Annotated in this window: 18 protein-coding genes; 13 read left to right on the plus strand and 5 right to left on the minus strand. The window is 68.1% G+C overall.

Going from position 1 to position 20,438, the window contains the following annotated elements; translation table 11 throughout:
* Positions 1-28: 28 nt before the first annotated feature.
* Positions 29-1,567, minus strand: a complete 1,539-nt coding sequence (locus tag ILT43_RS17730) for a TadA family conjugal transfer-associated ATPase (protein ID WP_239474996.1) — start codon at positions 1,565-1,567, stop codon at positions 29-31.
* 119 nt (positions 1,568-1,686) lie between these two features.
* Between ILT43_RS17730 and ILT43_RS17735 the strand changes: the two genes are divergently transcribed.
* Together ILT43_RS17735 and ILT43_RS17740 are read left to right on the plus strand one after the other, a co-directional pair.
* Complete coding sequence (locus ILT43_RS17735) at positions 1,687-3,282, plus strand: alpha/beta hydrolase (RefSeq protein WP_204200321.1); 1,596 nt, start codon at positions 1,687-1,689, stop codon at positions 3,280-3,282.
* Positions 3,283-3,286: 4 nt separating this feature from the next.
* The gene (locus ILT43_RS17740; RefSeq protein WP_204200322.1) at positions 3,287-4,804 is read left to right on the plus strand and encodes a tetratricopeptide repeat protein; all 1,518 of its coding nucleotides are present in this window, start codon (positions 3,287-3,289) and stop codon (positions 4,802-4,804) included.
* Between the two features lie 253 nt (positions 4,805-5,057).
* On the opposite strand, the gene ILT43_RS17745 is transcribed toward ILT43_RS17740, so the two are convergent.
* Together ILT43_RS17745 and ILT43_RS17750 are read right to left on the minus strand one after the other, a co-directional pair.
* Positions 5,058-6,086, minus strand: a complete 1,029-nt coding sequence (locus tag ILT43_RS17745) for a bifunctional transcriptional activator/DNA repair enzyme AdaA (RefSeq protein ID WP_204200323.1) — start codon at positions 6,084-6,086, stop codon at positions 5,058-5,060.
* A 50-nt stretch (positions 6,087-6,136) separates the two neighbouring features.
* On the minus strand, positions 6,137-7,063 hold the full coding sequence (locus ILT43_RS17750; protein WP_204200324.1) for a hypothetical protein: 927 nt from the start codon (positions 7,061-7,063) through the stop codon (positions 6,137-6,139).
* 194 nt (positions 7,064-7,257) lie between these two features.
* Between ILT43_RS17750 and ILT43_RS17755 the strand changes: the two genes are divergently transcribed.
* The 5 genes from ILT43_RS17755 (at position 7,258) to ILT43_RS17775 (ending at position 12,188) form a co-directional block, all read left to right on the plus strand.
* Positions 7,258-7,827 carry a F0F1 ATP synthase subunit delta gene (locus tag ILT43_RS17755; protein WP_204200325.1) on the plus strand — a complete coding sequence of 190 codons (570 nt, stop codon included), beginning with the start codon at positions 7,258-7,260 and terminating at the stop codon, positions 7,825-7,827.
* Between the two features lie 5 nt (positions 7,828-7,832).
* Positions 7,833-9,362 (plus strand): F0F1 ATP synthase subunit alpha, encoded by a 1,530-nt coding sequence (gene atpA / locus ILT43_RS17760; RefSeq protein ID WP_204200326.1) that lies wholly within the window; start codon positions 7,833-7,835, stop codon positions 9,360-9,362.
* Between the two features lie 76 nt (positions 9,363-9,438).
* Complete coding sequence (locus tag ILT43_RS17765; protein WP_055841125.1) at positions 9,439-10,326, plus strand: F0F1 ATP synthase subunit gamma; 888 nt, start codon at positions 9,439-9,441, stop codon at positions 10,324-10,326.
* 25 nt (positions 10,327-10,351) lie between these two features.
* Positions 10,352-11,833, plus strand: coding sequence for a F0F1 ATP synthase subunit beta (gene atpD, locus ILT43_RS17770; protein WP_055841128.1), 1,482 nt, complete (start codon positions 10,352-10,354; stop codon positions 11,831-11,833).
* 103 nt (positions 11,834-11,936) lie between these two features.
* A complete protein-coding gene (locus ILT43_RS17775; protein WP_204200327.1) occupies positions 11,937-12,188 on the plus strand; it encodes an ATP synthase F1 subunit epsilon in 252 nt (83 codons plus the stop codon).
* Between the two features lie 464 nt (positions 12,189-12,652).
* On the opposite strand, the gene ILT43_RS17780 is transcribed toward ILT43_RS17775, so the two are convergent.
* Complete coding sequence (locus ILT43_RS17780; RefSeq protein WP_204200328.1) at positions 12,653-13,858, minus strand: penicillin-binding protein activator; 1,206 nt, start codon at positions 13,856-13,858, stop codon at positions 12,653-12,655.
* A 10-nt stretch (positions 13,859-13,868) separates the two neighbouring features.
* On the opposite strand from ILT43_RS17780, the gene rsmI reads away from it, so the two are divergent.
* The 5 genes from rsmI (at position 13,869) to ILT43_RS17805 (ending at position 17,279) form a co-directional block, all read left to right on the plus strand.
* Positions 13,869-14,708, plus strand: a complete 840-nt coding sequence (gene rsmI / locus ILT43_RS17785; RefSeq protein WP_204200329.1) for a 16S rRNA (cytidine(1402)-2'-O)-methyltransferase — start codon at positions 13,869-13,871, stop codon at positions 14,706-14,708.
* Positions 14,709-14,966: 258 nt separating this feature from the next.
* Complete coding sequence (locus tag ILT43_RS17790; protein ID WP_204200330.1) at positions 14,967-15,173, plus strand: hypothetical protein; 207 nt, start codon at positions 14,967-14,969, stop codon at positions 15,171-15,173.
* A 55-nt stretch (positions 15,174-15,228) separates the two neighbouring features.
* Positions 15,229-15,594, plus strand: a complete 366-nt coding sequence (locus ILT43_RS17795) for a YraN family protein (protein WP_204200331.1) — start codon at positions 15,229-15,231, stop codon at positions 15,592-15,594.
* Between the two features lie 60 nt (positions 15,595-15,654).
* Positions 15,655-16,626, plus strand: a complete 972-nt coding sequence (gene gshB / locus ILT43_RS17800; protein ID WP_204200332.1) for a glutathione synthase — start codon at positions 15,655-15,657, stop codon at positions 16,624-16,626.
* A gap of 47 nt (positions 16,627-16,673) precedes the next feature.
* Positions 16,674-17,279, plus strand: coding sequence for a DedA family protein (locus ILT43_RS17805; RefSeq protein ID WP_204200333.1), 606 nt, complete (start codon positions 16,674-16,676; stop codon positions 17,277-17,279).
* Between the two features lie 7 nt (positions 17,280-17,286).
* On the opposite strand, the gene ILT43_RS17810 is transcribed toward ILT43_RS17805, so the two are convergent.
* The gene (locus ILT43_RS17810) at positions 17,287-18,174 is read right to left on the minus strand and encodes a tyrosine recombinase XerC (protein ID WP_204200334.1); all 888 of its coding nucleotides are present in this window, start codon (positions 18,172-18,174) and stop codon (positions 17,287-17,289) included.
* Positions 18,175-18,236: 62 nt separating this feature from the next.
* On the opposite strand from ILT43_RS17810, the gene ILT43_RS17815 reads away from it, so the two are divergent.
* Positions 18,237-20,405, plus strand: a complete 2,169-nt coding sequence (locus ILT43_RS17815) for a primosomal protein N' (protein ID WP_204200335.1) — start codon at positions 18,237-18,239, stop codon at positions 20,403-20,405.
* Positions 20,406-20,438 lie beyond the last annotated feature (33 nt).

A 20,438-nucleotide genomic window follows, 5' to 3' on the forward strand; every position in this document is an offset into this window, starting at 1 on the left:
GGTCAGGGCGAACCGCCGTGACGGTGCACTACAGGCACGCCTCCAGATACGCCTGATCGAACCCGTACTGCTTGGCCTTGTCCAGCGTGTAGGGACGCAGGCCCATCGAACGGTACTCGCCGAGGATCTTGCCGTCCGCCGACTCGTCCAGATACTCGAACTTGAACAGTTCCTGCGTGACGATCACCGGGCCTTCCATGCCGATCACCTCGGTGACGTTGGTCACGCGCCGCGAACCGTCGCGCAGGCGCTTCACCTGGATGATGAGGTCGACCGAATCGGCGATCTGGCGGCTGATCGCTTCCTTCGGCACCTTGATGTCGGACATCATCACCATGTTCTCCATCCGCGCCAGCGCCTCGCGAGGGCTGTTGCTGTGGAGCGTGCACATCGATCCGTCGTGGCCCGTGTTCATGGCGGCGAGCATGTCGAAACACTCGCTGCCACGGATTTCGCCCAGGATAATGCGATCCGGGCGCATACGCAGCGCGTTCTTGACGAGATCGCGGATGCTGATCTCGCCCTGACCCTCCAGATTGGCAGGGCGGGTTTCCAGCGGCAGCCAGTGCGGCTGTTGCAGGCGAAGTTCGGCCGCGTCCTCGATCGTCAGCACGCGCTCGCCCGGGTCGATCATCTTCGACAGGGCGTTGAGCATCGTGGTCTTGCCCGAACCGGTACCGCCCGAAATGACGACGTTGAAGCGGCTTGCGCCCGCGATCTTCAGCGCCGTCGCCATCTTGGGCGACATGCTGCCGAAGCCCGCCATCATGTCGATCGTGATCGGCTTGGCGGAGAATTTACGGATCGACAGCGCCGTACCGCGCAGGCTCAGCGGCGGTACGATGACGTTGACGCGGGACCCGTCCTTCAGGCGAGCGTCGGCGAGTGGCGAGGTCTGGTCGACGCGCCGGCCGACCGAGTTCACGATCCGCTGCGCGATCTGGAACAGGTGCTCCTCGTCGCGGAACTGGATCGGCGCCAGTTCCAGCTTGCCCTTGCGCTCGACATAGGTCTGCTCGGGGCCGTTGACCATGATGTCGCTGATCGACGGGTCGGCCAGCAACTCCTCGAGCGGCCCGAGGCCGAGCAGCTCGTCGACCAGCACCTTTTCCAGCGCGAACTGCTCGCGGCGGTTCAGCGTCAGCTTCAGTTCGGCCAGCACCTCGTGGATGATCGGCCGGAATTCCTCGGCCAGCTCGTCCTTGCCCAGCGTCGCCGCCGCTTCCGGGTCGACGCGCTCCAGCAGGCGCGGCAGCACCTGTTCCTTGATCTTGTGGATGGAGGCTTCGAAGCCCTCGACCCGGCTCGATCCCGCTTCGCCGCTGGCGGCCTGACGATCGGCCAGCCGCTGCATCGCATCGGCCTGCGGCGCGGCGAAGATGGCGTCCGATTCGCCCGGCATCGGCGTCAGCATGTCGATCGACGGGAATTGCGTGCCGCCCGACAGACCGGCATCCGCTTCGGGACGGGGAGCGGGACCGCCACCCTGCATCGGGCGAGCGACTCCGAACGCGGGTCGTGCGCCCTGACCCGTTCCCATTCCGCTCCGACGTCCGAACGCACTCATACCGGGACCTCAATCTGTTCGCGTCCCGGACTAATCGGCAAGGTTTTACATTTGCCTAACCAAACCCGCTTTGCCGCCGCCGGGATTTGCGGCAGCATCGACGCTTCGGGGACTAGGGAATGACGATGACACGCGGGATGATGCTGGGTTCGCTAGCCTTGGCTTTGGCGATGGTCGCGGCCCCTGCGGCGGCGCAGGATGCGACACCCGTTACGATTCCGGTAACCCTGTCGCCGACGATTCAGGGGCCGCAGTCAGGTCGGCTGATCGTCTTCGCCAAGCGCGTGGAGCCCGGCGCGAAGGCGGACGAGGCGATCGACACGTCACCATTCGAGCCGTCCGGCACCGCCATCGCCGCGCGCGAGACGACGCGGTGGACCGCGGGCCAGACCGCGCAGGTCGACGGGGAGGCGGACGCCTTTCCTGCGCCATTCTCGACCCTGCCGCCCGGAACGTACCGGTTCCAGGCGGTGCTCGATCGCAACCACAACTATAACTATCGCGGTCGCGATGCCGGCGATCTCGTGTCGCCGATCGTCGAGGCGGCGCTGCCCGGTCGCGCGCCGGTCCTGACGCTGGCGACGGAGATCCCGGCCAAGACGACGGAACAGGCGCTCGCCCAGATCCCCGATGTCGCCATGCGCGATCGGCTGCGCGCCAATCTGGCGAAGGTGCAGCCCGTCGAATTCGTCAGCCCGACGATGACCCGGTTCCGGGGGCAGCCGACCGCGATCCGTGGCTGGGTGGCGTTGCCGCCAGGCTATGGGGCCGATGGCCAGACCTATCCGACCGTCTATTCGACCGGCGGCTTCGGCAGCACGCTGATGAGCGCGCAGGGGCAGGCGGCCGGCATGAGCGGGAAGATGGCATCGGGCGCGGCCCCGCCGATGATCTGGGTGATCCTCGACGAAAGCTCCCCCACCGGCACGCACGAGTTCGCTGACTCGGCGAACAACGGCCCGTGGGGTCAGGCGCTCACGGAGGAGTTCATCCCTTGGATCGAGGGCCGCTACGCGATGGATGCGCGCGCCGGCTCGCGGTTCCTGACGGGCCATTCGTCGGGCGGCTGGGCCAGCCTGTGGCTGCAGGTCCGCTATCCGAAGATGTTCGGCGGCACCTGGCCCACCTCACCGGACCCCAGCGACTTCCACGACTTCACCAACGTCGACATCTATGCGGCGAAGGCCAACGCCTATCGCGATACTGCCGGACAGCCGATTCCGGTCGCGCGGGAGAAGGGCAAGGTCATCGCCACACAGCAGCAGTTCGCCGCGATCGAACAGGTGCTCGGCCCCGTGGGCGGGCAGTTCGCGTCGTTCGACTGGGTGTTCTCCCCCAAGGGCCCGGACGGGAAGCCGATCTCGCTGTTCGACCGCGCGACCGGCGATGTCGATCCCGCGGTAGCCACCCATTGGCGCGACCACTACGACATCGCGCATATCGTCGCGCGCGACTGGCCGACGTTAAGATCGGACCTCGACGGCAAGATCCACCTCATCGTCGGCACCGCCGACACCTTCTATCTCGACGGCCCGGCCCGCCGTCTACAGGCCGTGTTCGAGCGGCTGGGCGCGCATCAGAGCTTCACCTACGTCCCCGATCGCACGCATTTCGACCTGTTCCACAAGGGCAAGGACAATACCGGCCTGCTCGACGACATCGCGTGGCAGATGTACCGGTCGGCGCGTCCCGCCACGACGCTGAAGCCGCGCTGAGCCGATGCTGTCTTTCAGGTACCGGATCGCCGCCGCTGCGGCGCTGCTGGCATCGACGGCCACGCAGGCCGAATGGCGGCAGGCGAAGGGCAGGCATTTCGTCGTTTATGCCGATGCCACCGAGGACCAGATTCGCGAATCGGCGACGCGGCTGGAGCAGCTGGACGCGCTGATGCGGCTGATCAGCGCCACGCCCAAGGAACTGGACGAGGGCGCCAACGTCGTCACCGTCTATACCGTCCGCAACGAGGATGCGATCCGTAAGCTGATGGGGCGGGGCGGCCAGAACGTCGCCGGCTTCTACCTGCCGCGTGTCAGCGGGTCCGTCGCCTACACACCCGCCGCGACCAGTGCCGACGACTTCTCGCCGCAACTGGTGCTGTTCCACGAATATGGCCACCACTTCCTGCTCGGCAATTACGCGGCCCCGTATCCGGCGTGGTTCTCCGAAGGCTATGCCGAGTACATGGCGACGACGAAGTTCGACGCCACCGACGTCCGCTTCGGCGTGCCCGCACAGCACCGCGTCTACGGCCTTGCTTACGCCATGCCGGTCAAGCGCCTGTTCGATGGCCGCGATACGATCCGCGGACCGCAGGAGATGGATGCGATGTATGGGCGGGGTTGGTTGCTCACGCACATGATCGTGTCCGACCCCGCGATGGCGGGCCGGTTCAACGCCTATCTCGACAAGCTGTCCGCCGGCGTGCCCAGCGTCGAGGCCGCGACGCAGGCGTTCGGCAAGCTGTCCGACTTCAACCGCACGGTCGATGCTTATCTCAGCCGCAACAAGTTCGTCGTGAAGCAGATGGCGCGGTCGCGGCTGCCGATCGCGCCGATCGCGATCCGCACGCTGACGGCGGGAGAGGCGGCGATGATCGGGTTTCGGATGCGATCCGACCGCGGCGTCGACGAGAAACAGGCCAAGGCGCTGCTGGCGCAGGCCGCGCCGGTTGCCGCCGCTCATCCGAACGATGCCGTCGCGCAAGGATGGCTCGCCGAGATCGCCTACGACGCCAAGCAGGACGATCTGGCCGAGGCGGCGGCGGATCGTGCGATCGCCGCCGACCCGAAGTCGGCACAGGCGCTGCTGTACAAGGCGCGGGTTCACCTTCGCCGGGCCATCGTCGCGAAAGCAGAGCCGGATGCGGCGGCGTGGAAGGAGGCGCGAAGCTGGATCGTCCGGGCGAACAAGGTCGACACCAACGACGCCGACGCGCTGATGCTCTACTATGAAAGCTTCGCGATGGCCGGTGCGCCGCCGACCAGGTCGGCGATCCTCGGCCTGAAGCGCGCGACGCAGCTGGTGCCGCAGGACGGCTCGCTGCGCTGGCGCGCGGCGCGGCAGTTCCTGCTCGACGGGGATGTCGCCGAGGCGAAGATGCTGCTCCGCCCGCTGGCCTTCGATCCGCACGCCGCGCCCGACAACCCGGCGGCGAAGCTCGTCGCGCTGCTCGATGGCGGCGCGAAGGGCCCCGATGCCATTGCGACGCTGGAGGCGCAGGCGAAGGCGCCGAACTGACCGTTGCTCGCTCCTTTTACGGGATCGTTGCGAACTGGCTCCACTCGAGCAACACACAGCCACCACCCCGGCGAAAGCCAGGGTCCTGTTGGGCAACGTCCTCGATCGATTACCACTGGCATCACAACTGAGCCCCGGCCTTCGCCGGGGTGGTAGAGGAGGGTTTTGCAACGATCTCCTTCCAGAAGAGAGTGATGGTGGGGTAGAAGCTTGGCTATTCGTTCGCGGTGACGCCGTACAGCGCGCCCGGATGTCACAGTGGCCCGCGCTCCCGCTCCAGCAAGACCCGCTTCCGCTCTGGTCCATAGGCGTAGCCGCCCACCGACCCGTCCCGCTTCGTCACGCGGTGACACGGCACCACCACCGCGACCCCGTTCGCCCCGCACGCCGTGCCCGCCGCGCGGACCGCGCCCGGCCGCCCGGCCATCGCCGCCAGTTCTGCGTAGCTGACCGTCTCCCCCTTCGGGATCGTGCGCAGCGCGCGCCAGACCGCCTCCTGAAACGCGGTGCCGCGCACGTCGAGCGGCAGGTCGGCGGCGCCGGCGGGCTGCTCCACCTCCGCCACGACACGCGCCGCGAGGTCGGCCAGCGCCGCGTCGCCCGCGATCACGTCGGCGGCGGGGAAACGTGCCCGCAGCGCCGCCTCGTCCTCGTCGAACGCGACGCGGCACAGGCCCTTGGCGGTGGCCGCGATCATCAGCGGCCCGAGCGTGGTCGGCACTACCGTCCAGCGGATCGTCGCCCCCGCACCGCCCCGGACCCACACGCTGGGCATCATGCCCAGCCGCGGCGCGGCAGTATCGTAGAAGCGGCTGGCGGCATTGTAGCCCGCCCCGTAGATCGCGTCCGTCACGTTCTCCTCCCTCGACAGCGCTTTGACCGCGCGTTCCTCGCGCCGCGCCCGCGTATAGGCGGCGGGGCTCAACCCCGTGGCGCGCGTGAACAGTCGCTGGAAGTGATGTGGCGCATAGCCGACCCGCGCCGCCAGTTCTGCCAGCGGTATCGCGACACCGCCGTTCAGCAGTTCCGCCGCCGCCGCCACGGCCAGCCGATCGCGGCCGATGCTGTCGGGCGTGCATCGCAGGCAGGCGCGAAAGCCCGCCGCCCGTGCCGCCGCGCCGTCCGCATAGAAGCCGACATTCTCGCGCCGCGGATGCCGGGCGGGACAGCTCGGCTTGCAGTAGATGCCGGTGGTCCGCACGCCCACGACGAAGCATCCATCGGCGGTGCGGTCGCGGGCGGCGAAGGCGGCCCAGGCGCTCTCGGGATCGATGCTGTCCATACCGGTCGATCTACGCGCTTCGTCCGCCGACCGCATCCCGCCGCTTGCGATCAAAACCGGGCTTCGCTCCGCGCTCGCTTGACGTCTGCCATCTGGCGCTCGCCGGCGACCAGCCGCTCGACCCGGCGCAACCCCTTCTGCGCGTCGTCCGCATCGCCGGGTATCCACGTCGCGACGCTGGCATAGCCGGCCTGCGCCTGCGCGAAGTCGCCGCGCGACTCTGCGCACAGCGCCACATTGAAGCGGGTGGAGGGATGCGGCGCCCGCGCCTCGATCGCCGCGAACGCGTCGCAGGCCGCACGGACATCGGTCTTCGTCCACGCCACCGCTGCCTTGAATGCCGCGGCGTCCGCCTTGCTCATGCCGTCGCGACCCTCGCGGATGCGGGGCGTCCAGCTTTCTCGGTGCGGGGCGATGTCGACGCGGACCTGCGCAGCCACCGCGTTCAGCATCCGGTCGACCGTCGATCCGACATCCGACAGCGTCCCCGAATCCTCGCACGCCTCGTCGCTCGCCTCCTGCGCCATCGGGCGGGCGAACAGCACGCGGTCGTCCCGCCGCCGCACCAGCCGCCAGTCGCCGTGCAGCGCCACGCTCCGTCGCAGGCATTCGACGACATAGCGTTCGTGGCGCACGCATTCCTTCTTCACCTTCTCGGCACAGCGCTTGCGCGTTTCCGTGTAGCTGCTCTCGGAAATATCGACACTCGCCTGACCGTCGATCACGCCTTCCGCAGCTGCGGGGCGGGCGACGAGATCGAAGAAGGGGCGCGGTTCGTCGTCCGCCTGCGCCAGCCGCGCGCCGATCGCGCCGGCAACGGCGTCCCCGTCCGGCCCGCCGAAGCGCGCGACCGCGATCGTTCGCAACAGCGGTGCCTCGGACGTCGTCGCTGGCAGCATGCCGGTGACCCGGATCGTCTCCGCCGTTGTGGGCGTCGAAAGCGTCATCACTACTGTCGCCGCCCGCCAGCCCCGCATCGTCACTCTCCGTTTCGCTGCTGGTACGATAGCCGCGGCGGCTGAACGGTGGCTGGCCGCAGCCACCGTTCGGCCCGCATGGCTTGCACAATCGCGGACCTCATGCTAGCCGCCCGCCAGCCCTTCGGAGGCGCGTTTTGCGCGCCCCGTGGTGTTGGGCATCATCCGTTACGGCGACGAGGAATTCCAGGTCCGTGGAGACTTCCGGAGGTATTGCAGGCGGCGGCATCCAGGCGAGCCTGGGTGGACGCTACGCGCTCGCGCTGTTCGAGCTGGCGCAGGACGCGAAGGCGATCGACACCGTCGAGGCTAGCCTGACGACGGTGCGCGACGCGTTGGCGCAGTCGGACGATTTCCGCACGCTGACAACCAGCCCGATGGTCGGTCGCGGCCCGGCGGTGAAGGCGGTGCTTGCCACCGCCGACCAGCTCGGCATCGACGCCACGACGAAGAGCTTTTTGGGCGTGCTCGCGGAGAACCGCCGTCTGGCGCAGCTTCCCGCGATCATCCGCGCCTTCCGCAAGCTCGCCTCGCGCTACCGCGGGGAAGTGTCGGCGGAGGTGACCAGCGCCCACCCGCTCGACGAGAGCCAGATTTCCGAACTGAAGCAGCAGCTTCGTACCCGCGTCGGGCGTGAGGTGTCGGTCGACCTGTCGGTCGATCCGGCGCTGCTCGGCGGGCTCGTCGTCCGCATCGGTTCCCAGATGATCGATTCGTCGATCCGTACCCGTTTGAATGCGCTCGCCAGCGCGATGAAGGGCTGAAGATAATGGATATCCGCGCCGCAGAAATCTCCAAGGTCATCAAGGACCAGATCGCCAATTTCGGCACCGAGGCGCAGGTCTCGGAAACCGGTCAGGTGTTGTCGGTCGGCGACGGCATCGCGCGCATCTACGGCCTCGACAACGTCCAGGCGGGCGAGATGGTCGAATTCGCTAACGGCGTGCAGGGCATGGCCCTCAACCTCGAAGCCGATAACGTCGGCGTCGTGATCTTCGGCTCGGACGCCGAGATCCGCGAGGGCGACACCGTCAAGCGCACCGGCACGATCGTCGACGTCCCCGTCGGCAAGGGCCTGCTCGGCCGCGTCGTGGACGGCCTCGGCAACCCGATCGATGGCAAGGGCCCGATCGTCAGCGACCAGCGCAGCCGCGTCGAGGTGAAGGCCCCCGGCATCATCCCGCGTCAGTCGGTGTCGGAGCCGATGCAGTCGGGCCTGAAGGCGATCGACGCGCTCGTGCCGGTCGGCCGCGGTCAGCGCGAGCTCATCATCGGCGATCGTCAGACCGGCAAGTCCGCCGTCGCGATCGACACCTTCATCAACCAGAAGGGCGTCAATTCCGGTACCGACGAATCGAAGAAGCTGTACTGCGTCTACGTCGCGGTCGGCCAGAAGCGCTCGACCGTGGCGCAGCTCGTCAAGACGCTCGAAGAGAATGGCGCGATGGAATATTCCATCGTCGTCGCCGCGACCGCGTCGGAGCCGGCTCCGCTCCAGTTCCTCGCGCCATACACCGGCGCGGCGATGGGCGAGTATTTCCGCGATAACGGCATGCACGCTCTGATCGTGTTCGACGATCTGTCGAAGCAGGCGGTCGCCTATCGCCAGATGTCGCTGCTGCTGCGCCGTCCGCCGGGCCGCGAAGCCTATCCGGGCGACGTGTTCTATCTGCACTCGCGCCTGCTGGAGCGTGCCGCCAAGATGTCGGACGCCAACGGCGGCGGCTCGCTGACCGCGCTGCCGATCATCGAGACGCAGGCGGGCGACGTGTCGGCCTACATCCCGACCAACGTGATCTCGATCACCGACGGCCAGATCTTCCTCGAAACCGACCTGTTCTTCGCGGGCATCCGCCCGGCGATCAACGTCGGCCTGTCGGTCAGCCGCGTCGGCTCGGCTGCGCAGACCAAGGCGATGAAGAAGGTGTCCGGCTCGATCAAGCTGGAGCTGGCGCAGTATCGCGAGATGGCGGCGTTCGCGCAGTTCGGTTCGGACCTCGACGCCTCGACGCAGAAGCTGCTGAACCGCGGCGCGCGCCTGACCGAGCTGCTGAAGCAGAAGCAGTTCTCGCCGATGCCGTTCGAGGAGCAGACCGCGTCGATCTTCGCCGGAACGCAGGGGTATCTCGACACCGTACCGGTCGCCGACGTGACCCGCTACGAAGCCGCGATGCTGCAGGACCTGCGCGCCAATCACGCCGGCGTCCTGACCAAGATTCGCGACACGCGCGATCTGGGCGACGAGGCGAAGTCGGGGCTGAAGGCCGCGCTGGACCAGTTCGCGAAGAACTTCGCCTGATCGCTCGATGTGCTCCCGTGAAGACGGGAGCCCAGTACTGGGTCCCCGCCTTCGCTGGGACCCATGAAGGATAACGATGGCAAGTTTGAAGGCCCTCAAGGTTCGGATCAACTCGGTCAAATCGACCCAGAAGATCACCAAGGCGATGAAGATGGTCGCCGCCGCCAAGCTGCGCCGTGCGCAGGAGGCGGCGGTCGCCGCGCGCCCCTATGCCGACCGGCTGGAGGGTGTGATGGCCAGCATCGCCGGCCGCGTCGGCATCGCGCCGGGCGCGTCGCCTTTGCTGGCGGGCACGGGCAAGGATCAGGTCCACCTGATCGTCGTCGCCACGTCCGAGCGTGGTCTGGCCGGTGCCTTCAACACCAACATCGTCCGCGCCGCCCGCAAGAAGGCGGATGCGCTGATCGCCGACGGCAAGACGGTGAAGTTCTACATCGCCGGCAAGAAGGGCCGCGTGCTGCGCCGCTTCTATCCGACGATGATCGCCGCCGATCATGAGATGGGCCACATCAAGAAGCTGGCGTTCGACGATGCGCGCGCGATCGCCGACGACGTGATCGCCCGCTTCACCGCCGGTGAATTCGACGTCGCGCATTTGTTCTATGCCAAGTTCGTCTCGGCGCTGGTGCAGGAGCCGACCGGCATCCAGCTCGTCCCGGTGCCGCTGTCCAGCATCAAGGGCGCGACCGGCAAGGCCGATGCCCCGGCGGCGGTGACCGAGTACGAGCCGAGCGAGGAGGCGATCCTTGCCGACCTGCTGCCGCGCAACGTCGCCATCCAGATCTTCCGCGCGCTGCTGGAAAACGCCGCGTCGGAGCAGGGCAGCCGCATGAACGCGATGGAAAACGCGACGAAGAACGCGGGCGACATGATAAACCGCCTGTCGATCCAGTATAACCGCACCCGTCAGGCCGCGATCACGACCGAACTGGTCGAGATCATCTCGGGCGCCGAAGCGCTCTAAAAGTTTCGAAGCAGGAAGAACCGCAATGGCAACCGTCGTAGACGACATCCGCCCGACGCAGTCGACGGGCAGCAGCAACACCACCGGCACGATCTCGCAGATCATCGGCGCGGTCGTCGACGTGCACTTCCCCGAGCAGTTGCCGGCGATCCTGTCGGCGCTGGAGACCGACAACAACGGTAGCCGCCTCGTTCTCGAAGTCGCCCAGCATCTCGGCGAGAACACCGTCCGTACGATCGCGATGGACGCGACCGAGGGCCTCACCCGCGGTCAGAGCGTGCGCGACACCGGTGCGCAGATCTCCGTGCCCGTCGGCCCGGCGACGCTCGGCCGCATCCTGAACGTCATCGGCGAGCCGATCGACGAGCGTGGTCCGGTCGCGACCGACATGCGCAACCCGATCCACGCGCCCGCGCCGCTGTTCGTCGACCAGTCGACGGAGAACGCGATTCTGGTGACGGGCATCAAGGTCATCGATCTGCTCGCGCCCTATGCGAAGGGTGGCAAGATCGGCCTGTTCGGCGGCGCCGGCGTCGGCAAGACCGTGCTGATCCAGGAGCTCATCAACAACATCGCCAAGGGCCATGGCGGCACCTCGGTGTTCGCGGGCGTCGGCGAGCGTACCCGCGAGGGTAACGATCTGTACCACGAGTTCCTCGACGCGGGCGTCATCGCAAAGGATGCCGACGGCAATCCGCAGTCGGAGGGTTCGAAGGTCGCGCTGGTGTTCGGCCAGATGAACGAGCCGCCGGGGGCCCGCGCCCGCGTCGCGCTGTCGGGCCTGACCATCGCCGAGTATTTCCGCGATCAGGAAGGGCAGGACGTGCTGTTCTTCGTCGACAACATCTTCCGCTTCACGCAGGCGGGCGCGGAAGTGTCGGCACTGCTCGGCCGCATTCCGTCGGCGGTGGGTTACCAGCCGACGCTGTCGACCGACATGGGTGCGCTTCAGGAGCGGATCACGTCGACCAACAAGGGGTCGATCACCTCGGTGCAGGCCGTGTACGTTCCCGCGGACGATCTGACCGATCCGGCTCCGGCCACGTCGTTCGCCCATCTGGACGCGACGACGGTGCTCAACCGCGCGATCTCGGAGCTGGGCATCTATCCGGCGGTCGATCCGCTCGACTCCACGTCGCGCGTGCTCGAGCCGCGCGTCGTCGGTCAGGAGCACTACGACACCGCCCGTGCGGTGCAGTCGCTGCTCCAGCGCTACAAGTCGTTGCAGGACATCATCGCCATCCTCGGCATGGACGAACTGTCCGAAGAGGATAAGCTGACCGTCACGCGCGCCCGCAAGATCCAGCGTTTCCTGTCGCAGCCGTTCCACGTCGCCGAGGTCTTCACCGGCATCGCCGGCAAGTTCGTGCAGATCGAAGACACGATCCGCTCGTTCAAGGCTGTCGTCGACGGCGAGTACGATCACCTGCCGGAAGCGGCCTTCTACATGGTCGGTGGCATCGACGAGGTCGTCGCCAAGGCCGAGAAGATGGCGCAGGACGCGTAACCGACGACCGGCTCCTCCCGCTGCGGGAGGAGCCTGTTCCACCGGCTACGCTCCCCTGCAAAAGGCTCTCCCCCGGCTGCGGGAGGGGAGAAGGTAACAGACCATGCTGCACTTCGAACTCGTCACCCCCGAAAAGCTCGTCCGGTCGGAGGAGGTCCATATGGTCGTCGTCCCCGGCACCGAGGGCGATTTCGGCGTGCTGGAGGGGCATGCGCCCTTCATGTCCACCGTGCGCGACGGAGCGATCCAGGTCTATCGCACCGCCGGCGGAGCGCCCGAGACGATCGCGATTCAGGGCGGCTTCGCAGAGGTCAACGACAAGGGACTGACGGTCCTCGCCGAACACGCAGGCTGATCCGAGCGGCCCAGTCGCGGCGGGCTTTTCCCGGCATCCACGGTACAGCGTCTCTACCGCCTTGGTGCCGGTTTCGCTTCGAAGCGCGACGACAGGACGTTGATTTACCACGCCCGTTTGGCCCGATCCTGCCGAAGAGCATAAGTCTCACCTGTGCTTCGACGGGTTTGGCTCGAACGGTTCAAGCTGGTGTCATCACGCTCTGAGTCCCTCGTCGGAGATCGAAGACGAGGTAGTTTTCGCGTCCTTATTGCTGGTGCAGAGGCCCACGCCGATCCTCCACCAGAGGGTTCGTTACAGACCTCTTCTGCGGTCCCGCCTTCGCCAATGTAATGACGCGATGGCAGGCAGCGGAGTTATTTCGCAACGACCTTTCAAGCCGAGGGAGCAACAGCTCCGTCGTCCGGCGACAGACTCAAACGCTAACGGCTCGTGTCGCCGGGACGAGCCCCTCGGAGGACCCGCTACTTCCCGAATCCGCTCGGGGCCGGGGACACCGTTACGGTCGTACCACCGCGGATTTCCTGCACCTCCAGCGCGCGCTCGGCGACACCGTCGCGGCCGAAGCGGAACGCGCCGTCCAGACCCGCGAAACCGTCCCCATCCCGCAGTTTAGCCTCCGGGAACGGCGTGCCCACAGCCCAGTCGCGCGCGATCCGGACGGTCAGCAGCACGGAGTCGTAGCCGAGGCTCGACAGCCGATACGGCGCAGCCCCGAAGCGCGTCCGGTACTTGGCCGCATATTGCCGATACAGGCCGTTCGACACGCTGGCATACCACGCCCCGGTCAGGGTGGCGCGCGCGCCGATATTGGCCTCGCTGTTCCACAATTCGGTGCCGAGAATACGGGTACCCGCCCCGACGCCCCGCTTGACCAGCGGCGCCGCCGCCGCCGCCGTCGCGCCGCCATCCGCGATCAGCACCGCGTCGTAAGGCGCCTTGGTGTTCAGCCGCTGCACCGCCGTGGCGACACCGCCGGACGTACGGCCATAGGCCTGGAGCGACACGACCTGTCCGCCCGCCCCCTCGACCGCGCGCAGGAAGCTGGTCGATGCGCGCTCCCCGTACAAACCGTTCGGAACCAGTCCGGCGAAGCTGGTGACACCGCGCCCGCGTGCATAGCTGACGACCCGGTCCACCGACTGCGCGGGGACATAGCCCATGACATAGGTGCCGTTGCCCGCCACACCGGTATCGTTGGAAAAGCTCAGCACCGGCACCTTGGCCGCCTTCGCCACCGGCGCGACGGCGCGGACGTCGTCGGCGAGCAGCGGCCCGAGGATCAACTGCGCACCCTCGGCGATCGCCCGCTGCGCCGCGTTCGCCGCGCCGGTCGCCGTGTCGTAATTGGTGATCCGCACCGACCGGTTCTGCGTGTCCAGCAGAGCCAGCATCGTCGCATTGGCGATCGACTGGCCGACGCCTGCGTTGCTGCCGCTCAGCGGGACCAGCAGCGCGACACGGTTGCGTCCCTCATCGCGCGGCAGTCCGGCCTGCACGCCCGGCTCCACGCGTGGCGCAGTCGCGGCGGGTGCGCGCGTCGTCGGCGCGGGCGGCTCCACACCGCGCGGCAGCACCGTCTGGCACCCGCCGAGCAGCCCCGCTGTCGCCAGCGTGGCCCAGTGCAGCCGGCGGAACGCCCGTTGCGGCATCGATGCGGCCTCTGCCATGTACGTCCCCATGCAAGATTTTCTTCCCGGGCTCTACATCGTCGCCACCCCCATCGGCAATCTCGGCGATCTGTCGCCTCGCGCGGCGGCGGTCCTGAGCGCGGCCGACGTGATCGCGGTGGAGGACAGCCGCGTCACCGCCGGCTTGTTGCGGCACATCGGCATCAAGAAGCCGATGACGCCGTATCACGATCATAATGCCGAAGGCGTCCGACCGGGCCTGATCGCGCGCATGGCGACGCAGATCGTCGCTCTGGTGTCCGACGCGGGGACGCCGTTGATCTCGGATCCGGGTTACAAGCTGGTGCGCGATGCGCGGGCGGCGGGGCATCTGGTCGCGACGATCCCCGGCCCCTGCGCGGCGGTCGCCGCGCTGACGCTGGCGGGACTGCCGACGGATCGCTTCCTGTTCCTTGGGTTCCTGCCACCCAAGGAGAAGGCGCGCGCCGATGCCATCGCGGAGATCGCCGGCGTACGCGCGACGTTGGTCATGTACGAATCCGGGCCGCGCCTGGCCGCCTGCCTGTCCGCGCTCGCGGAAGGACTAGGCGACCGCGACGCCGCCGTGACTCGCGAAATCTCCAAACGGTTCGAGGAGGCGGTGACCGGGACCCTGTCCATGCTCGCCGCACGCTACGCCGAATCGCCGCCCAAGGGCGAGATCGCGATCGTGGTGGCGCCGCCGGGTGCTGCCGAACCCGCCAGCGCAGACGACGCCGATGCAGCGCTGGCGGACGCGATGACGCGTCTCACCGTTTCGCAGGCCGCAGGCGAAGTCGCCAAGGCGCTCGGCCTCGATCGCAAGACCCTGTACGCACGTGCGCTGGAGTTGAAAGCGATGCCGAGATAAACACCTGCCCGGAGATGATTGCTTAAGCGCAATGTGAGACATCGGCATCGTCGAACATGAAGCAACATCGCTGGAGGATGCCGTGTCGGACGGTCGCTATAAATTCGAAACCGATCCTGTTCGGAATTTCCTGCGCGTTGAACTCGCAGGGACTTGGGATCAACCATTGACGACCGTGTTCGTGGCGGATCTGGAACGCACGATCCGCGGGATGATCGGTGCCGGCGCGCGTACGGTCAGTTCCTCACGATCGTCGACATGCGCGAGAAGAACATCCTGCCGCAGCAGGCCGCGGCCGAATTCGCCAAGATCGTCCGGCCGGACTCTCCCTCGCGCAAGATCGCGCTGGTCGTGTCGGGTACGTTGCATCGATTGCAGGCCAAGCGCCTGTCGACGCAGGAAAAGCATCGCATCTTCGATCGCGAGGACGAAGCGCTGGAATGGTTGTGGGCCGAAGCCGCCTGAACGACGCGGAGAAGGGGCGCTTGAGTAGCGGCCCGCCCTCCGCCACGCTGCCGCGATGTCCCGCTCCACACCCCAGCGCCGCACCGCCGAAGCCGCCGGCCGGCGCGGCGAGCGGCTGGCCGGCTGGTGGTTGCGGCTCAAGGGCTGGAGCATCCTTGACCGTCGCGTCCGCACGCCGGCGGGGGAAGTCGACCTAGTCGCGCGCAAGGGCAATCTCGTCGCCTTCGTGGAGGTGAAGACCCGTCGCACGGTGGCCGAACTGGATCACGCCATCGACGAACGCCGGCTGGCCCGCGTCGCGGCGGCGGCGGAGGTGCTGATGCCGCGCTATGCCGGGCCGGGCGACGATATCCGCGTCGACGTGATCCTGCTCGCGCCGGGCACCCGACCGCGCCACATCGAGAATGCCTGGATCGGTTAGGGCTTGGGTGACTTCGCGGCGTCGCCCCCCTACATGCGCGGCAGATTTCAGGAGCCGTGCATGACCCTCACCGTCGCCGTCCAGATGGACCCGCTCGCCGGCATCAACATCGCGGGCGACTCGACCTTTGCGCTGATGCTGTCGGCGCAGGCCCGCGGGCACCGGCTGTTCCATTACGGTGCGGAGGATCTGAACTGGTCCGACGGGCGGCTCTGGGCGAAGGCGCATCCGGTGACGGTGCAGCGCGTGGTCGGCGATCATTTCCGCTTCGACGAACCGGTGTCGCTCGATCTCGGCGAGCAGGCCGATGTCGTGCTGATGCGGCAGGATCCGCCCTTCGACCTTGGCTACATCACCGCGACCCACTTGCTGGAGCGGATCGCCGACCGCACGCTGGTGGTCAACGACCCGGCCAGCGTCCGCAACGCGCCGGAGAAAATGTGGGTGCTGGACTATGCCCGCTTCATGCCGCCGACGCTCATCACCCGCTCGCTGGACGAGGCGCGCGCGTTCCTCGCCCGGCATCGCGAGGTCGTCGTCAAGCCGCTGCACGGCAATGGCGGCAAGGCGATCTTCAAGGTCGGCAGCGACGGCGCGAACCTGTCCGCGCTGATCGAGGTGTTCAACCAGACGTGGCGCGAACCGCACATGATCCAGGCGTTCCTGCCGGCGGTGGCGAAGGGCGACAAGCGGATCGTGCTGGTCGACGGAGAGGTCGCGGGCGCGATCAACCGATTGCCGGGGGAGGGGGAGATTCGCTCCAATCTGGCGGTCGGCGGATCGGCGGAGAAGACCGAACTGACCGCGCGCGAGCGGGAGATTTGTGCGGCGCTCGCCCCCGAGCTCAAGGCGCGCGGACTGATCTTCGTCGGTATCGACGTGATCGGCGGCGAGTGGCTGACGGAGATCAACGTCACCTCGCCCACCGGCATCGTCGCGATCGAAAAGTTCGACGGCACCGACGTTGCGGGCATGATCTGGGATGTGGTCGAGGCGAAGGTCGGCGAACGGAATGCCCCCGCGACGCGTTGAGGCGCGATGTACTCGTACCACCTGCCAGTCGACGCCCGGTGCCCGGCATGACCGACTTCATCGTCGATCTCATCGCCCGCGGCGGCTATCTTGGCATCGTCTTCCTGATGGCGCTGGAGAACGTCTTTCCGCCGATCCCGTCGGAAGTGATCATGGGTCTGGGGGGCATGGCGGTCGGGCGCGGTCACATGACGCTCGGCTGGCTGATCGCAGCGGGTACGCTCGGCACGGTCATCGGCAACTACTTCTGGTACGCGGTGGGGCGGAAGTTCGGCTATCAGGGATTGAAGCCGTTCGTCGATCGCTGGGGCCGGTGGCTGACGCTGGACTGGGAGGACGTGGAAAAGATCACCCGCTTCTTCCACGACCGCGGCGGCTGGGTCGTGTTCGTGTTCCGCTTCATGCCGACGTTCCGCACGATGGTGTCGCTCCCTGCCGGCATGTCCTGCATGCCGCACTGGCGCTTCCTGATCGCGACGGCAGCCGGGTCGGCGATCTGGAACGCAGTGCTGGCGCTGGCAGGCGTGTATCTGGATCGACGGTTCGAGATGCTCGACCGCTATGTCGGCCCGTTCGCGGCGGCGCTGACGGTCGCGATCGTCGGCTGGTACATCTACCGCGTCACGACGTGGAAGCCGCGGGAGGAACGTTGACCGTCGCTCAGGCTCGCGGATGCGCGTTGCGGTACACGTCGAGCAGGTGTGCGGCATCGACCGAGGTATAGACCTGAGTCGACGAGAGGCTGGCATGGCCCAGTAACTCCTGCAACGCGCGCAGGTCGGCACCTCGACCGAGCAGGTGAGTCGCGAAACTGTGGCGAAGCGCATGCGGCGTCGTCCGCTCACCCAGCCCCAGACCGGCGCGCGCGCGCTGCACCGCCGACCGGACCACGCCCGCGGACAGGGCACCGCCACGTGCCCCGCGGAACAGCGCGGCGTCGCGCTCCAGCCGCCACGGCACCTGCGCGACATAGTCGTCGATCGCGGTCCGTACCTGCGGCAGCAGCGGCACGACGCGGGTCTTGGCGCGCTTGCCGGTCACGGTCAGCGTCTCGCCGAGCGGCAGCACCGATGCGGTCAGCGCCATCGCCTCCCCGATCCGAAGTCCGGCGCCGTAGAGCAGCAGCAGCACCGCCCAGTCGCGCGCGCCGATCCACGGCGCGCTCGCCTCGTCCGCGACCTCGCCCGCCAGCGCGAGGACGTCGGCGGGGACGACCGGTCGCGGCACGCCTTTCGCCACCTTCGGCCCGCGCAATCTTGGCGCGTCCGCCCCCGCAAACGCCAGAAACCCGCGCACCGCCGACAGTTCGCGCGCGGCGGAGGCGTTGCCGAGTCCGTCCGTCCGCCGCCACGCCAGGAATGCGCGCAGGTCCGCCGCGCTGACGCCACCCAGCGCCTCCCGCGTCACCACACCGCCCCAGTGTTCGCCCAGAAACCGCAGCAGCCGCACGGCGGTGGCGCGGTACGCCCTGACCGTATGCTCCGACCGCCGCCGGTCGCGCGCCAGATGCGCGGCCCATTCTTCGGCGAGCGGAAAGGGGAGGTCCATTCCCGCTCCCTGCCACTGCCCAGCCTTTCGCGCGAGTCGATCCGTCGCCATATGGCGGGCGCATGACCCGCGCCCGCGTCCTCCTGCTCAACGCCGCCCTGGGGCCGCTCGACTACCGCGTGCCGCACGGTACCGAGGTCGAGCCCGGATCGATCGTCGTCGCGCCGCTCGGGCCACGCCAGTTGCTGGGCGTGGCGTGGGAGCCGGATCGGATGCCGTCCGATGCGGAGGTCGGCGACAACCGCCTGCGCAATCTGCTGGCGGTGGCCGACGTGCCGCCGTTGCGAGCGCCGCTTCGTCGGCTCGTGGAGTGGACGGCGGACTATTACCTCGCCAGTCCCGCGTCGGTGCTGCGCATGTGCCTTGCCTCCACCTCGGCGCTGGAGGGAGCGCGCACCGTCACCGAGTACCGTGTGACCGGGGAGGTGCCGCCACGCCTGACTCCGCAGCGCGAGCAGGCGCTGGAGCGGATCGCCGATCGGCAGGGCCTGATCCGCGAACTCGCCACCATCGCCGACGTGTCCGACGCCGTCATCCGCGGCCTCGTCAAGTCGGGCGCGATCGAGGCGGTGGAGGTCGATATCGACAGCCCCTTCGTCCCGCCCGACCCGGATCATGCCGCCCCCACGCTCAATCCCGGCCAGTCGGAGGCCGCCGCCGCGCTGGTCGCCGCCGTCGCGGACCACCGCTTCGAGCCGACGCTGCTCGATGGCGTCACCGGATCGGGGAAGACGGAGGTGTATTTCGAGGCGGTGGCGGAGGCGATCCGTCAGGGCCGCCAGACCTTGGTCCTGCTGCCCGAAATCGCCCTTACGGAGCCGTTCCTGAAGCGCTTCCACGACCGGTTCGGTGTCGAGCCGGTGGCGTGGCATTCGGGCCTGCGCTCGACCCAGCGCCGCCGCGCGTGGCGGGCAATCGCGGAGGGGCGCGCGCTGGTCACGGTCGGCGCGCGCTCGGCGCTGTTCCTGCCCTATGCCAATCTCGGCCTGATCGTCGTCGACGAGGCGCACGAGACCAGCTTCAAGCAGGAGGAGGGCGTCCACTACCACGCGCGCGACGTGGCGGTGATGCGCGGCAAGTTCGAACAATGCCCGGTGATCCTCGCCTCGGCGACGCCCGCGATCGAGACGCGGCAGCAGGTCGCGCTGGGCCGCTATGCCGAACTGAAGCTGCCCGACCGCTACGGCCCGGCGGAGATGCCGCACATCGCCGCGATCGACCTGATCGCCGAGCCGCCGGAGCGGGGACGCTGGCTGGCCCCCCGCCTCGTCACGGCGCTGACCGAGACGCTGGACAGGCGCGAGCAATCGCTGCTGTTCCTCAACCGCCGCGGTTATGCGCCGTTGACCCTGTGCCGGACGTGCGGCCACCGCTTCCAATGCCCCAACTGCACCGCGTGGATGGTGGAACACCGGCTGACGCGGCGGCTGGCCTGCCATCACTGCGGCCATGTCGAACCCGTCCCGCGCGCCTGCCCGGAGTGCAAGGGCGAGGACACGCTCGTGGCCTGCGGTCCCGGCGTCGAGCGGATCGCCGACGAGGTGGCGCTGCTGTTCCCGGAGGCGAAGACCGCGGTCGTCACCAGCGACACGATCTGGTCGCCGGCCAAGGCGGCGGAGTTCGTCGGCCGGATGGAGGCCGGCGACATCGACATCGTCGTCGGCACGCAACTGGTCACCAAGGGGTATCACTTCCCCAACCTCACGCTCGTCGGCGTGGTCGATGCCGATCTCGGACTGGAGGGCGGCGACCTGCGCGCCGCCGAGCGCACGTTCCAGCAGATCCGGCAGGTGTCGGGCCGCGCGGGCAGGGGGGAGAAGCCCGGTCGCGTGCTGATCCAGACGCACAGCCCGCAGGCGCAGGTGATGCAGGCGCTGATTACCGGCGACGCCGAAACCTTCTACGCCGCGGAAACGGAGGCGCGGCGCGAGGCGGGCGCACCGCCGTTCGGCCGCTATGCCGCGATCGTGGTGTCATCGGAGGACCAGCCCTGCGCGCTGGAGATCGCCCGCCTCGTCGGCCGGACCGCACCGAAAGTCGACGGCATGCACGTCTACGGCCCCGCGCCCGCACCGCTGGCGATGCTGCGCGGGCGGCATCGGTATCGCCTGCTGGTGCATGCCCGCCGCGCGCTGGACGTGCAGGACGTCATCCGCGAATGGCTCGGGGCGCTCGAATGGCCTGCCAAGGCGCGGGTGACGGTGGACGTGGACCCGTATAACTTTCTTTGAGGTCGTGCAGCGCGATGCTGACCAATCCGTCAT

Source organism: Sphingomonas longa (assembly GCF_016892685.1).
Taxonomy (GTDB): Bacteria; Pseudomonadota; Alphaproteobacteria; order Sphingomonadales; family Sphingomonadaceae; genus Sphingomonas; species Sphingomonas longa.